The 13675-nt window shown below is 57.1% G+C and carries 11 protein-coding genes; 4 read left to right on the top strand and 7 right to left on the bottom strand.

Translation table 11 applies throughout. The features are described 5' to 3' along the window. Positions 1–37: 37 nt before the first annotated feature. The 7 genes from AABO57_17495 to AABO57_17465 form a co-directional block, all read right to left on the bottom strand. Positions 38–1069 (bottom strand): DUF4129 domain-containing protein, encoded by a 1032-nt coding sequence (locus tag AABO57_17495; protein ID MEK6287541.1) that lies wholly within the window; start codon positions 1067–1069, stop codon positions 38–40. A 30-nt stretch (positions 1070–1099) separates the two neighbouring features. Beyond that, positions 1100–2425 carry a zinc ribbon domain-containing protein gene (locus AABO57_17490; protein ID MEK6287540.1) on the bottom strand — a complete coding sequence of 442 codons (1326 nt, stop codon included), beginning with the start codon at positions 2423–2425 and terminating at the stop codon, positions 1100–1102. 164 nt (positions 2426–2589) lie between these two features. Continuing rightward, on the bottom strand, positions 2590–2892 hold the full coding sequence (locus AABO57_17485) for a hypothetical protein (GenBank protein MEK6287539.1): 303 nt from the start codon (positions 2890–2892) through the stop codon (positions 2590–2592). A 676-nt stretch (positions 2893–3568) separates the two neighbouring features. Further along, positions 3569–3802 carry an addiction module protein gene (locus AABO57_17480; protein ID MEK6287538.1) on the bottom strand — a complete coding sequence of 78 codons (234 nt, stop codon included), beginning with the start codon at positions 3800–3802 and terminating at the stop codon, positions 3569–3571. A 65-nt stretch (positions 3803–3867) separates the two neighbouring features. After that, the gene (locus AABO57_17475) at positions 3868–4272 is read right to left on the bottom strand and encodes a hypothetical protein (GenBank protein ID MEK6287537.1); all 405 of its coding nucleotides are present in this window, start codon (positions 4270–4272) and stop codon (positions 3868–3870) included. A gap of 13 nt (positions 4273–4285) precedes the next feature. Next, complete coding sequence (locus AABO57_17470; protein ID MEK6287536.1) at positions 4286–6469, bottom strand: penicillin acylase family protein; 2184 nt, start codon at positions 6467–6469, stop codon at positions 4286–4288. A gap of 62 nt (positions 6470–6531) precedes the next feature. Further along, positions 6532–8055 (bottom strand): hypothetical protein, encoded by a 1524-nt coding sequence (locus tag AABO57_17465; protein ID MEK6287535.1) that lies wholly within the window; start codon positions 8053–8055, stop codon positions 6532–6534. Between the two features lie 245 nt (positions 8056–8300). Here AABO57_17465 and AABO57_17460 point away from each other — a divergent pair, with 245 nt between their 5' ends. The 4 genes from AABO57_17460 (at position 8301) to AABO57_17445 (ending at position 13660) form a co-directional block, all read left to right on the top strand. Beyond that, complete coding sequence (locus AABO57_17460) at positions 8301–9089, top strand: enoyl-CoA hydratase (GenBank protein MEK6287534.1); 789 nt, start codon at positions 8301–8303, stop codon at positions 9087–9089. Positions 9090–9286: 197 nt separating this feature from the next. Next, positions 9287–9457, top strand: a complete 171-nt coding sequence (locus tag AABO57_17455) for a hypothetical protein (protein ID MEK6287533.1) — start codon at positions 9287–9289, stop codon at positions 9455–9457. Between the two features lie 16 nt (positions 9458–9473). After that, the gene (locus tag AABO57_17450) at positions 9474–10838 is read left to right on the top strand and encodes an MFS transporter (protein ID MEK6287532.1); all 1365 of its coding nucleotides are present in this window, start codon (positions 9474–9476) and stop codon (positions 10836–10838) included. An 83-nt stretch (positions 10839–10921) separates the two neighbouring features. Beyond that, positions 10922–13660 (top strand): hypothetical protein, encoded by a 2739-nt coding sequence (locus tag AABO57_17445; protein ID MEK6287531.1) that lies wholly within the window; start codon positions 10922–10924, stop codon positions 13658–13660. The last annotated feature ends 15 nt before the right edge of the window (positions 13661–13675 follow it).

Raw genomic sequence — 13675 nt, 5'->3', positions numbered from 1 at the left:
AAGTCTAACACTCGCTGTTCGCGCCCAACAAGCCGCATTATGAAGCGCTCGCAGCCTGTTGGCTCAGCGTCCGCGCTCGTTCCATCGCTTCGTCGTAGTGGCCGAGGTACTCGGCAAAGTCTTCTTCTGATGACGGGAACATCCCATACCACACCTGATCGAAGCGGTCAGTCAGGTGGCGCATCGGAGCAGCCAGCGCGGTGAAACGGGAAACCTTGCTCAAATATTCGCGGTTCGTCGCGCTGTCATCAAGCTCGATCAAGTTGCGTTCACCCAACTCGTAGAGCAACGAGACGTAGAGCTTTCGAACCGCGGTGCGAAAGTCGCCCGCTCGAGCGGCGGCAAGGCCGGCGTCTGCAAGCTCGCGAGATGTGCCGTCCGCTCCTATTTCTTCACCAAGTATCAGCCGGGTCTTCTTTCGTTTCGCCCGAGGCACACGCAGCCTTCGAGCCATTCGCGCCGCGACGACTAGCGCCGCTGCCAGCAGCGCAACGATCAACAAGGTGGAGATCCACCCGCCTTGCGCGCTGGCTCCGAAGAGCTTTTCCAGCAAGCGTGTCAGTGCAGAATACACGTCGCTCACGAAGCCGCGTACCGTTCGCAACCCTCTCTTGATAAAGGCGCCAATCGCGGTCTCGCGCTCGGGCTGGTAGGGGGAACGGCTCAGGATCTCACGAATCTTGTCCCGCGCGCCGCCGTGGTCATTAGACTCGCCTGCCTGGGCGCGGCGCAGATGGTCATCCAGCGCTCGCAGCATCCCGCTAGCCTCGTTGAGCCTGGCAACACGCTGCTGCGGATCCTTCTCCGCCGCATAGGATTCAAGCAGCGCGTATAGCCAGGTGTTGTCGGCCGAGACTTCGCTGCCGTTGAACTCTATCTGTTCTGATCTCGGCAGCAGCCCCTTAATGTGGGTGATTCCCTCTTCGCCGTATTCCTTGTCTTTCTTGATCCGCTCGATCTGCTCGGCTGCGCGTACGACGCGATTTTCATAGTTGAGCAGATTCGACGCGGCCGTCGCTTCGGCGGCAAAGAGGAGTGTCAGAAGGGTAGTTAGTGCCAGCTTCGACATGGTATCCGATCGCTCAGACGCGCAGTACCCTCAATCCATTTGCGCCACGCTTCCACAGTTCATGCAAAAGCTCGCGCCGGTCAAAAGCGCAGCGCCACATGCTTTGCACTTCGCAGTCGCAACCTCACGCGAGTCGCCTACAGTCTCGAAGCGATCTCCGCCCCCCTCACCTCGCCCGCCTATGCTCTCGGCGGCGCGCTCGAACTTATCACGCAACTCATCGGGCTTCGCACGTGGCGCCGCCGAGCCTCCAGTTGAGGCGGCCTCAACTCGCGGCTGAGGAGGATAATATCCCGCAAGTCCTAGCGGGCTCGTCTGAACGTAGGCACGTCCCTGCGCGAACTGCGCGGGCACTTGGTAGCCGAACGCCGATGTCTGCACCGCAGGCTGCCAATAGAATCCCGGGTTGATCTCTCGAGCCATCAGATCCACATCATAGGCTTCTTTTCGAACGCGGCTGTCAAAGTACAGTAGCGTAAACGACACGATCCAGATCGGCAAGCTCAGCAAGCTCGAGATATCTCTGAACGAGGTATAGAGAATGCTCCAAGCCGGGCTGAGAAAAAGATTGGTGCTCAGCACACCGGAGAGGTACAACCCTAAGAGCACCGGCAGCGTTAGCGCCGCGAGTAATGAAAGCGATACAAAGTAAGTGAAAATGACTATCGCTGCCACGCGATACCAATTGCCTTTACCCAAACGCATTGCGCGGCCGAGGGCATTGCCCGCCGATGCGCCCTCGATCATCACGATCTGCGGAAGGAACACGATTCGCGAAGCGACTACGCAGATCAACAGGAGACCGGCCGCCACGGCTACGATCACCGTAAGCGCCAATGTCACCGTTGCTATCCACTGAGGCAGCTGCGCCGCCGCGATTACGCCGACGATCAGACCGACGGCCAGAGCCAGGACGATCACCACGATGGAGATCACTACATACGCGGCGAAAAGCAGAGCTACCGATAGCAATCCCATTAACGTGATCGCCCCGAGCCTGCGCTTCACTGCCCTGAAGCATCCGCGAAATGTTATTGGCTCGCCCAGCATCAGGTGATCGCCGACTACGCGGCACAGGCCGGATACGGTCAACAGCAGCACAAACATCCAGAGCGGATAACCAAGCCCGCCGAGCACGAGCATCCACAGCGCTGTGATCGGCACATTGCCTGAACCCGCGGCTCCGGTCAGCAAACTCGTGTAGCCGTACCAGAACATCAGCGAAACGACGTAGCCAATCAGAGTCGGCACTGCGGTGATCGCAACAAGGGGAGTGAAGTTGCGCCGGTAAAGCCGAACCGCCCGATCGATCACGTCGCCGGTCGACATGGGTTCGAGTATGGTGAAGGTGGCCATTGATTGTTGGCGAGATTATAACACGGTGGCGAGCTCGGACTTGATCGTCAATCCTCGTCGCCATGCACTTCGCTGTGGGTCTTACTCGAAACAGGGACCGGTTGGATGGTTCTCTCTATAAAAGGCGCGTTGGGTTTCTGATTGCTTATTCTCCTCGTCAGTAGCTATTCGCCGCCAGCGGTTAGCACTTCGACTTCTTGAGGCAATTCCAAATCGTCACTTTCTTCTCGCGCATACCTGGCAATCAACTCAGCGAGAACTTCCTCGCCGCATATCTGCCCGTCGCTGATAAACCGTTCTACTTCGACGGATCCATCATCAATAAACTCAATCTCCCAACGTTCACCGGGCGCAGCAGCGATGACCATAATGGCCTCATCGCGATTGTGAGCCACGGTGTAGTTTATTCCTCTTTGCTCCAAATCGATCAAGAAGGCAATGAGTTTGTCGAACACGTTGGTACTCATCTGTCAAACCTCTTATCCGTAAGTAACTTTCGCACGACTTTGAATCCCGGCTTGTTTGCCTTTGCTCCACTTTCAATCTCTTCCCAAGTCAACCGGTTGAACTCATCCCAGCCCGCGCGAGCCTTCCGGTAGCTGAGCCGGCTTCATGCTACCCTTCTTTTGCTTAAGTATGTCGGATATTTTCTGACCCGAGAATGTATGTGCGATAGCCTTGCCCCCTTGCGAATGACCCGTGTGGTCGCCGAGTGACTATAGCTTTCACCAGTTTGAGTTTCATTTTGTAGCTTGCTCATTCAACCAGGCAATCGCTTCTTCTTCTCATAATGCTGAAATCTCGCCACGGTCTCATGCATGAAGTCGAGCCTTGGCTTCGTCTGCACACATCTGCTCGATCGCCAGTCACTGCAACAGGACGGCGCAAATCAATAACCCAAGTTATCGTTTTGTCTGAAGCTTCTCTTGGGGCTTTTGCGTTCTTATCGTAAACGGAATCTCATGAGCGGCAAGAGCCTCTAACGCTTCCTTGGTAACTGTATGTTCGCCGGAACGCTGAACGCGCCCCGAGAAGCGTCCAAGCAGAAAGGCCAGCGCTCGCTTTTCGGTATCACGGTCTGGAAAGGTTATCGTTACCATCTCGCATCGTGGAGCAGCCAGAGGGTCCGCTCGACTTTTCCAGTCATCGCCCAAGAGAGTCGCGAACCTTGCGGAGAGCCTCCTCGCCCGGAACGGTCTCCACCAGGCCGGCGCGCACTTCGTCACGTCGGCGTTTCGCCTCAGCAGCCCAAAGGCGGTCGATCCGCCCCAGCTCGCCGGCATCGAGACTCTCCACCAGAAGGTCTGCCAGTCTTGCACGCGATTCGCTTGGCAAAGTCATCGCCTGCTCGATTAACTTATCTACGGTAGTAGCCATAGGCTGAAGATACTGCAACTAGCAGCGGTCATCAAGCTGAGGAACCTATTAGGGCCGCACACAGATCACTCATTCTTCGTAACTATCAAGCTCGCCTCATAACGCTTCGGATCAATCTTCTGATCGATCTTCGGGTAAGGGTTTAGCGCCACCAGTCTTATCTTGAATCCCTTGTAGTCGATTTCCTTTGGCTCCGAAAACGTATTCAGCGTCGCGACCGTTGGCGCATTCTTCTTCGAGACTTCAATCTCGATCGCGGCGTTTCCAGCCCACACGCACTGCACGCCAGTAGGGCAACGCGAGTCATCGGAAACAGATTTGAAAAGGATGCAAAGCTTTTCTCCTCTGACCACCACCTGCTGACCAGTCTTGATGCTGAACTGTTTGCCGAGATCAACATTTTTGCTCGTGGGTTCCCGAGCCGAGGCTGCCAGCGCTACAAGCAGAAGCGGAAGTATTGTGATTCTCATACAGCTTAGATTCCTACCGCGCGGCTTGAGCTGCCGCTGGCCGTTTCAAAACTTTCTTCGCAGTGACGTGCTTCATCAACCCGTTCTTATCCATGAAGAATGTCGGCGCCACTTTGCTCTTGCTGAAAAGTTTCTCCGCTTGATCGTCCCAATGTCCGCTTTCTTTATGATCGCTTTCGCCAAGCGGAATAATCGCATAGGACTTCGGCGGGTTTGTCATAACTACGATTTGCGTAGAAGTCTGCCCGCCTTGCCCGACCATCTCTTTTCCGGCGTGGCCGAAGCTGATCGCGCGCGGCGTAGCCATGCCGACGTTGTTCGCGCCGCCGTTCAACGAGCCTCCTCCAACGGCAAATGTTCGGTCGCCGCCTTGTCTGCCAACTCGAAAGTATTTGCCGTACTGAACATGTAGCGAGCCGAAGGTTGACTTTAGCCACTCGGTCGCCTTTCCAACCGCCGCGACCAGTTGATCATCGCTGATGTCGGAAGGTACCTCGACTTGCCTCGCAAGCCCCGGACCCAGTGCCTTCTTAAAGGCGTAGTAAGCAAGGGCGCCTTCTGACTCAGCGTCGCTTCGGCGATTCCATTTCTGGATCGAGTCGTAGACTTCCAGCGCATCGGCCGAGACGCCTGCCCTGCCATTTGTCCCATCAGATGAAACTGCCGAGGGACCGTTCCCGCCGGCATTGGCTTTCACCCACGCGGCCTTCAAACGCGACTGCCACAACTCTGCGTGGTAGACCTGGGGATTGAACGCGATGTCGATCGCCTGTTCGAGGGTCACCTTTTTGGCGGCGTCCAACAAGTCGGTCATCATCTCGGCTCGCTGATGGCGGGGCGCTGTTTTCGTCGCGTTGTAGATATAAGGGTTCGCAGCATACTTCTCGGGCACGAGCGGGCTGTCTTTCATCATCCCGAACGGCGACACATTGCAGTTGTGCATGTAGCCGCTGGGCGGATTGGTTATCTGAACCAGATCGCTCAGCGGATGAATGCCTTGCCACTCGGTCGCCGAGGTGTTGCCGGGAATCGGCTTGCTCGGATCGACGCCCTTCGCGCGAATCGGGACCCGCCCATTCCGAACATAGTAAATATCTCCCTGAACCGTTCCCACCATTATGTTCTGAGCCATCAACTGCAGGTGTCCCAGCGCGCGCTTCATTTCATCGAGGTTCCGCGCCGTCATCATTTCGTGGATCTGATCCGTCAGCCCTACCTCATTCGCGTAGGGAATCGCCATCGAGTAAGCCTTGTCTCCCTTGTGTGCGACTATCGGACCGTGATGTGTATATTCGATTTCGATCTCGCGCCAATCGACTGTATCGCCTTTCTTCACTCCGATCTTTTGCTTGCGCACTTGAATGTCGCGCCATGCGCCATCGTAGCGATACTGGCGCCGGTTTGCCGGATTGAGTTCCTCTTCGTAGATGTCCGACGTGTCAGGACCGCCGGTCGTCATCGCTACCGAACAGTAGCGGCTGTGGGCGAGGATGGGAAAGGGAACGCCGAGTATCGAGACTCCGGACACGTTGTAATCGCCGGCGTAGATCCTGATTTGATAAAAGCGGAACTCCCCGTACCAACTCAAGTGAGGATCGATCACTGCGATCGGAGCGTTCATCGCAGTGCGGCTGGGAGCGATGAGCATTTCGTTCGAGCCGCGATAGACAGCCGGATCGGCTTGCAGGCCGCCGCGCTGGAGGTCGCCGCCGGCTTCGCCAAGCGGCCATCCCCAGATGATGTACCGGCCGAGCGCGATCACATCCCAGGGGTGAATCTCCTGGGCCCACGCCGGCACTTGATCGGGGTGTTCACGCATGAAAGTCTTAACTCCGTCGATATAGGCTTCGATGCCGGCCCGCATCTTTGGGCTGACCTCGTTGTACTTCTCGCGGCTGATTTCGGAGTGCCGCCACATTCGTTGGATCAGGTCTGAGCGATAAGAGTCCGGCCCGAACACTTCGGCCATCGTGCCGTTGGCCCGGCGGTAGTTCTTTAGCAACTCCTCAAGCCGGTCCTCGGCTTGAGCGTAGCCAACGGCAAACGATGCGGCCTCGAGCGTTTGCGCGAACACATGCGGGATCCCGTATTCGTCGCGGTAGATCGTTGCTTCGTCGTTTGTGCGCGTCGTTTTTGAGTGCGCAGAGAAGGGAAGTAGTAGCGATAAGCTGATGACAAGCAGAAGCGCTCTTTTCACGGCGATGCTCCTTAACGGCTGAACTAAATTTCGAATGCCTGTTTCTAGGAAGCGATAATAAGTCACCAAAGCTTCGGATGTCTAACAGGTAAAGAACTGTTTGACGCGTACCGACTGGGGAGCAGTTCAACATAGCGTGCCGGCGCGAAGGGTGAGTCAAGCGTGATTTCCCTGCCATGCGCCCGTTTCGACAACCACTCGGACCCAACGGATTCAGCCGCGCCCTTGTTTAGCCAGATCTGCCCGCCCTGGCTTGATGCATTCTGAATCTCATCATCAATGCCGCTCCGCTCTCGTATAGTGAATCTTCGCCATTGGGTCTGGTTATTGAAGTATTCGAATGCAGTGTCCGCCTCATTGCGATCCAGGAAATAAATCACGGTTTTCGCATTCCACACATGATTTGCGTTGCGGGCTGCTGCAACGCTCGGGTTAGAGGCCGCTCTCATGTGCGGAGAAATGAAGAAAGCAAAGTTGAAAAGCGCCAGTGTAGCAACCAGAAGCGCCGTCGCTCGCGCAGGGAAGGCCGTTTGATAAGTGCTCAAACCGAGGCCTAGCGTAAGAGCGAAGGCGGGCAAGTAAAACGCGCGATAGAGCACTTGCCAAGGTTCCCAGAATAACAAAAAGACTGAGTATGCGCCGATCCACGCGATGAGAACTGGGCCACACGCGGCCCACCTGGCACGCGCCTGTGGAGCTAGACTGAACGAGGCTCTAAGCAATTCCGCGTTCCTTACTCTTAACACGAACGCGACTAAGAAACAGATCGCGGTGAGCAGAGCAGCCAACGTAACCACCTTCTCGATCGAACCGCCCTGGCTCCGGTATAGAGCAAGGTCATGCCCGACGATCATATCCAGATTGCCGCGCGGGAGCAGCGCCAGCCCACGCAGCGGATTCCACGACGGCGAGACACCACCGGGATTTGACACCGCCCACTTCACGACACCGAGCGGCTCTCTTATATCGTGGAAGAATCGGGCACAAAGATAATAGACGATTGCTGTCGCACCCAACGCCAATGCGCTCAGCTTCGCCGAAAATGGAAACTTTTTCTCGACACTGCGATTTGTGAAAACCGCGACTATCGCTGCAGGGTAGAACAGCATTGCCAGTTGATGAACGAGCATCGCCGCCGCAAGCGCAAATCCCGCGAGAAACCAGCGCGGCTTCGCGCTTAAAAGAGTGGAGGCACAGATCAACATCAACAACATACTGACGACGTAGGCGTCCGCATCAGTCGCCACCTTCCACCATACGGCCGAAAAACCAAGAGCGGCAGTCGAGATCATCGTTGCGTGCCGGCTGTGCGTTACCCTCCAAGCTATGAGATAGAAGACGCCAACAGTAATTCCACCGGCAATTGCGTTGAACACTTGCAGCAGGTGGAGTGCACGTATGGATAGGCCCAGTGCGCGAGCGGCGCAATAGAGCACATAGCATGCACCGTTATAAAACAAGTGATTCTGATGGAAGAGCAGGGCGGCGTCCCGTTCCATCTTTGCCACCTTTTCGATCTGCAGTGCGAAGGTGATCCCGTCCCAGTAATAGTCTGCTGTCAGAGTAAGCAGATATAGCAATGCCATAGAAGTTCCGATGAACAAGGCCGTCAAGCGAGGTGACCCGCCTGGGAAACCGTTTGCCAGCCTCGTAAGCAGTGTCTTGGACGGCATAATCCTTATCTGAAATGACGCGCATTCTAGCTACCCGAGCCATGATTGGTCAATGATTGTACGTTTCGATGTGCTGCTGCACCCGCATTGCAAATCCACTAGCTTTATAAGAGAATACGCCCGCTCCCATCTCACATTCCAATTGCGAAAGGAACAGCATGGCATCGAGTGATAAGCTGCTGGTCACGCTCGAAGACGGCATAAAGCGCATCACCATAAACCGGCCCGAGCGCCGTAACTCGGTTGATACCGAGACCGTCGAGTTGCTCCACGAAGCAATCCAGCGCTCCGCCGAAGACGAAAGCAAGGTCGTAATCCTAACCGGCGCCGGCGACTCCTTCTGCGCGGGCGCCGATCTGCAAGCTACCTCCGAGCGCGACATCAAAAGCATCGACGTCACTGCCTCGCTGCGCGAGCACACTAATCCGACAATTCTGGCGATGCGCCGTCTGCCCAAGCCGATTATCGCTCGCGTTCATGGGCACGCTGTCGGAGTCGGCTGCAACTATGCGTTGGCGAGCGACATTCTGATCGCGTCCGAGCAGGCGAAGTTCGGACAGGTCTTTGTGAAGATCGGATTGATGCCCGATGGCGGTTCGACTTTCTTCCTCCCGCGCACAGTCGGCTACGCGAAGGCGTTCGAGTTGATGGCCACCGGTGAAATCATCGCCGCCAATGACGCGCTTGCTCTCGGACTGGTGAATCGAGTCGTGCCGTTCGAGGAACTCGACTCGACGGTGACTGCGATGGCCGCGCGACTGGCGCAAGCCGCTCCGATCGCGCTGCGAAAGATCAAGGAAGGCCTGAATCACGGGCTCACTTCGGACCTCGCGGCGGCGCTGGACTTCGAGGCGGTGAATCAAGGGGTGTGCTTTCAATCGGCCGATTTCGCTGAAGGTGTGAAGGCATTCCTCGAGAAGCGAAAGGCGAGCTTTCAAGGCAAGTGAGATTGCGATTGCCCGTTCAAGTAACCACGAGGATCGCAGAATCCCCCTATTTGCAGCTCGGGGAGGCAATCCCAAAGGGATTGCAGCTATCAGCCCCAGGGTTGGTACTCCTACCCTGGGACAAGAGATGATCCAACGAGGCACAACCCCAACGGGGTTGCGACTCGCGCGTCGATTCACTAGCGACCGAAGTGCGAATGGCTGCCGTAGGCCGCAACGCCCTCGGGGTTGACGCGAAGGACTGTCTCCGCGCTTGGTATGCCACCGTCACCAAGGTAGCCGAGTACAGCAACCTTGGGCTGAGAGATGCAACCCCGTTGGGGTTGCCGATCCCCCACCCGGCGTTGTGGGTATTCGAGGTTTGTTAAGGAAAGGCAGATCGAAATGACCAATAAGGGCAGAGTAGCATTCGCGCTGGCGGTTTTGTTCGCGATCAACACGATGAACTTCTTCGACCGGCAAGTGCTCGGCGCGGTCGGCGAGACCATTCGCGATGAATGGAAACTGAGCGACACTGCGCTTGGAACGCTCGGCACCGCTTTCACGCTGCTGTATGCCATGGTCGGCGTGCCGCTCGGCAGGATGACCGACAAATTCACGCGTACGTGGATTCTGTCCGCAGGCGTCTTCGTATGGAGTTTATTCACCGCCGTTTCGGGCATCGCCCAGAACTTCACTCAGCTCTTCGTCGTGCGCCTGGGCGTCGGAGTTGGCGAAGCGGCGTGCGCTCCGGCCTCGACCTCTTTGATCGGCGACCTCTTCCCTGCCGCGAGGCGCGCGAAGGCGCTTTCTGTTTTCATGCTCGGCCTCCCGATCGGCATCGCTCTGAGCTTCGCCGTCAGCGGTTGGCTCGCTCAACGTTACGGTTGGCGGCCCGCATTTTACATCGCCGGAATTCCTGGATTGATCTGTGCTGTGCTTGCGTTGTTCGTTCACGAACCGAAGCGCGGGGCGTCTGAGCTGCACAACATCAGCGGAGCAAAGCGCGAGGGCTCGCCTTACCTCCTCGTGCTATCGATCCCGACGATGTGGTGGCTCATCGCGTCGGGCGCGCTGCACAACTTCAATATGTATGCGATCGGAACATTTCTCTCGTCGTTTCTCCAACGGGTGCATCATCTCAACAAATTCGACGCAGGGATGATATCGATGGTGGTGTACGGGCTTTCGGGGATACCCGGTCTCATTCTTGGCGGGATGCTCGGCGACAGCATCATGAGGCGGAAGCCGAACGGGCGATTGATCGTCGGCGCGGTCGCGATATTCATCTCGGTTCCGCTGATGTATTTCGGACTCGGCGTTCCAGTCGGAGACATGGTTAGCTTCACGATCCTGGCAGGGTTGGGCATGGCTTCGATGTACGTCTACTATTCGACGGTCTACTCGACAATTCAAGACGTAATCGAGCCGTCGCTTCGAGGGACGGCGATGGCGCTGTACTTCTTTGCGATGTACGTGCTGGGCGCGTCGCTCGGTCCAATAGGTATGGGGATCTTAAGCAGTCATTTCACCAGCACCGCGGCATTAGCCGCCGGCGTAACCGATACCAGCTTTGAAGCGCTGAGACCGTTTGCGTCCCAGGGCTTGCACTCGGCGTTGTACGTCATTCCGGTGCTCGGCGTGTTGCTGGGGCTGGTGCTATTCGCCGGGTCGCGAACCGTCACCAAAGACATGGAGAAGCTGCGTCGCTGGATGCACGAATCGGCCACGCAAGCTCCGGCGGTCGAATCTGCCGAAGCCGCGAATTAGATTGAAACGCCCCCGCATCGAGATTATGCTTTCGCACTGTGGCGTAACTCGCTGCCAATTCTGACCAACCAGGATTCTGTGTGATGCTGAGGCGACCAACAACCAGGCTGCGTTTCCCGTCTTCTCATCGCCGCGTGGCGCGGCAAGCAGTGCTGTTCGCGGCTTGCACGCTCGCGGTAGCGTCGGGCGGCTTTCGGCTTTCAGCTTCGCCGGCCATTGTTACGACCGCTCACTCGGTTGAACGAACGCAGCGGACGACGCGAGTTCTTGCAACCAACTTCCAGAGCCTGTTTCACCTGCCCGGCTTGCGGCCCGGCACATCGCTTGTTCGAGCAGCGACAGAACCAGAGCCGGGACCCGGCCTCGATGAAGACCAGGAAGGCCGCAGCGACTGGTTTACATTTCAGCGCACGTATCCCGCAAATAAGATCCCGCCCGACGCGCGACTGAAAGCGTGGGAGTCACAGCCGGAATATCACCTCAATAGCGTATTCGTCCCGCAGGCAGCGCAGAGCTGGCGTGCAATCGGGCCTTCGCCAACCGTTTCCGCCTGGTACAACGCCTGGGGGCTTACAAGCGGACGAGTCAACGCAGTCGGCGTGTCCCCCGCGAACTCGCAACTGGTGTTGATCGGCAGTTCGACCGGCGGCATATGGCGCTCCACGGACGGTGGCAGCAGCTTCGTCCCGGTTTCCGACGATCAAGTAGATTTGGCAGTTGGCTCACTCGCCTTCTCGAAGAGCAACCCCTCAATAGTGTACGCCGGGATGGGAGATACCAAGCTCGGCTATCTCGGAAGCGGGGTGTTGAAGTCGACCGACGCGGGGGCAACGTGGATTAGACTCAGCAACAAGTCGCTTCCATCGCCGGGCACGATCGCCAAGCTCGAGATCGATCCGGTTAATCCGAATCGCGTCTACCTAGCGCAGTACTCGAAGGTATCGGCCGACAAGATCACGGCGAGCGGTGTGTACATATCGAGCGATGGCGGAGTCACCTGGACCAGAGCCCTTGCCGGCGCGGCTCGTGACGTGACGATTGATCCGGCCAACTCGCAAACTATTTACGCGGGTCTTTCTCGCATCGATAAAGACGTCGATCCTGCGTTTGGCCTTTATCGCTCGACCGACGCTGGGAACACCTGGGCGAGCATTTTCACGGCACAATATGAGCTGACCAAGCGCCGCGATATCAGAGTTGCAGTGAGTCCCGCTGATCCGCATTCGATCTATGTTTACTTCGGCGGGTTTGTTGGAACTAACCCCGAAGCTCACCTGAGGGTCAGCACCGACGCGGGCGCCTCGTGGAGCGAGCGCAACCTTGCAACAATCGATATCGCGCAACTCGGCTACAACACCTATCTTGTTGCCGACCCCCGCGATGCGCTCACAATCTACATCGGCTCGCGCGACGTCTACAGGAGCACCGACGGAGGCGATAGTTGGAGAAACCTGACGCTCAACTTTTACGACGGCGGCGCCGGCATCTTTGAATATGCGCCCGGCGGCTCAAAGACTCACGCCGATCAACACGCGCTTGGGTTCTCTCCCGCGGGCGGGAATGAATTCTATCTCGGCAACGACGGCGGCGTTTCGAAGACGACCGACGGGGGCGAAACATTTCAAGCGCTGAACTCGACGTTGACGCTCACTCAGTTTGTAGGCATCACTCTGCATCCTACCAATCCGGCGATCACCTACGGCGGCACTCAAGACAACGGGACTCAGCAGCGATCAGGAGACTCTACGAGCTGGTCTGAGATATCAAGCGGAGACGGGGGGCACTCGGTCATCGATCCGCTCGATCCAAGCATAGTCTTCCTGACTTACGTTCGCGGCGATATATTTCGCTTCGTCAATGACGGCCGGACCTTCAACGCTCAGATAGGATCCAACTTCGCGTTTGGCGAGCCGTTCGATAGCCCGCGCATCGCATTCTATCCGCCGTTCGAAGGCAACGCAGTTGACGCGACGCTCTATTTCGGAACGTGGCGGCTGTTCATAAGTGCGGACCTCGGGGACTCGTGGTTCGCCCCCGCCGGCTTTTTAGACCTGACCAAAGGCATCACCGATGCAGGTCGAGATGTCTTGTCCGCAATCGCCGTCGCCGAGTCGAACACCAACGTCATCTATACCGGCTCGGTCCAAGGCCGCGCGATGGTGAGTACGAATGGCGGGCGAAGCTGGGATGAGATTACTCGCGGGCTGCCCGACCGCTCGATTACCAGCATCAAGGTTGATCCGGGGAACCCGGCGAGTGCCTACCTGACAGTTTCCGGGTTCAACTCGGGACACGTCTTCAGGACCACCGACACCGGTGATACGTGGACCGACATAAGCGGCAGTCTTCCGGATGTGCCGGCTAGCACGTTGCTGATCGATCCGGCGAATTCCAATACGATTTACCTTGGAACGGACATCGGAGTCTTTCGCTCGACCACACGAGGCGCTGACTGGCGTTCGTTCAACCGCGGAATGCCGCCAGTAGTCGTGCATGATTTTTCCGCGGATAAGAACGGGCTGATTCAGGTTGCGACCTATGGGCGCGGCGCATTCGAACTGACGGCGAATGCGCGACCGGCGATCACCTCGATAAGGTTTGATGGAAAGAAACAACTAACAATCGACGGCACAGGTTTCGGTGAGTCGCCGAGCGTGATCATCAACAGCGAAGACAGAAGCATTCGCATCGCCAGTAGCTCCGACATTTCTATCAGGCTCACAGGCAAGATGAAGAAACTCGGTCTCAGGGCGGGTGAAAACAGCATTCAAGTGATTACATCGGAGAGTGTGGGCTCGAACGCCTTCACGATAACCCTGTAGACCCCTCGCGCCTGA

The sequence above is a fragment of the Acidobacteriota bacterium genome (assembly GCA_038040445.1).
Classification (GTDB): domain Bacteria; phylum Acidobacteriota; class Blastocatellia; order UBA7656; family UBA7656; genus Onstottus_A; species Onstottus_A frigus.
This window is presented reverse-complemented; position numbering and strand designations above follow the sequence as displayed.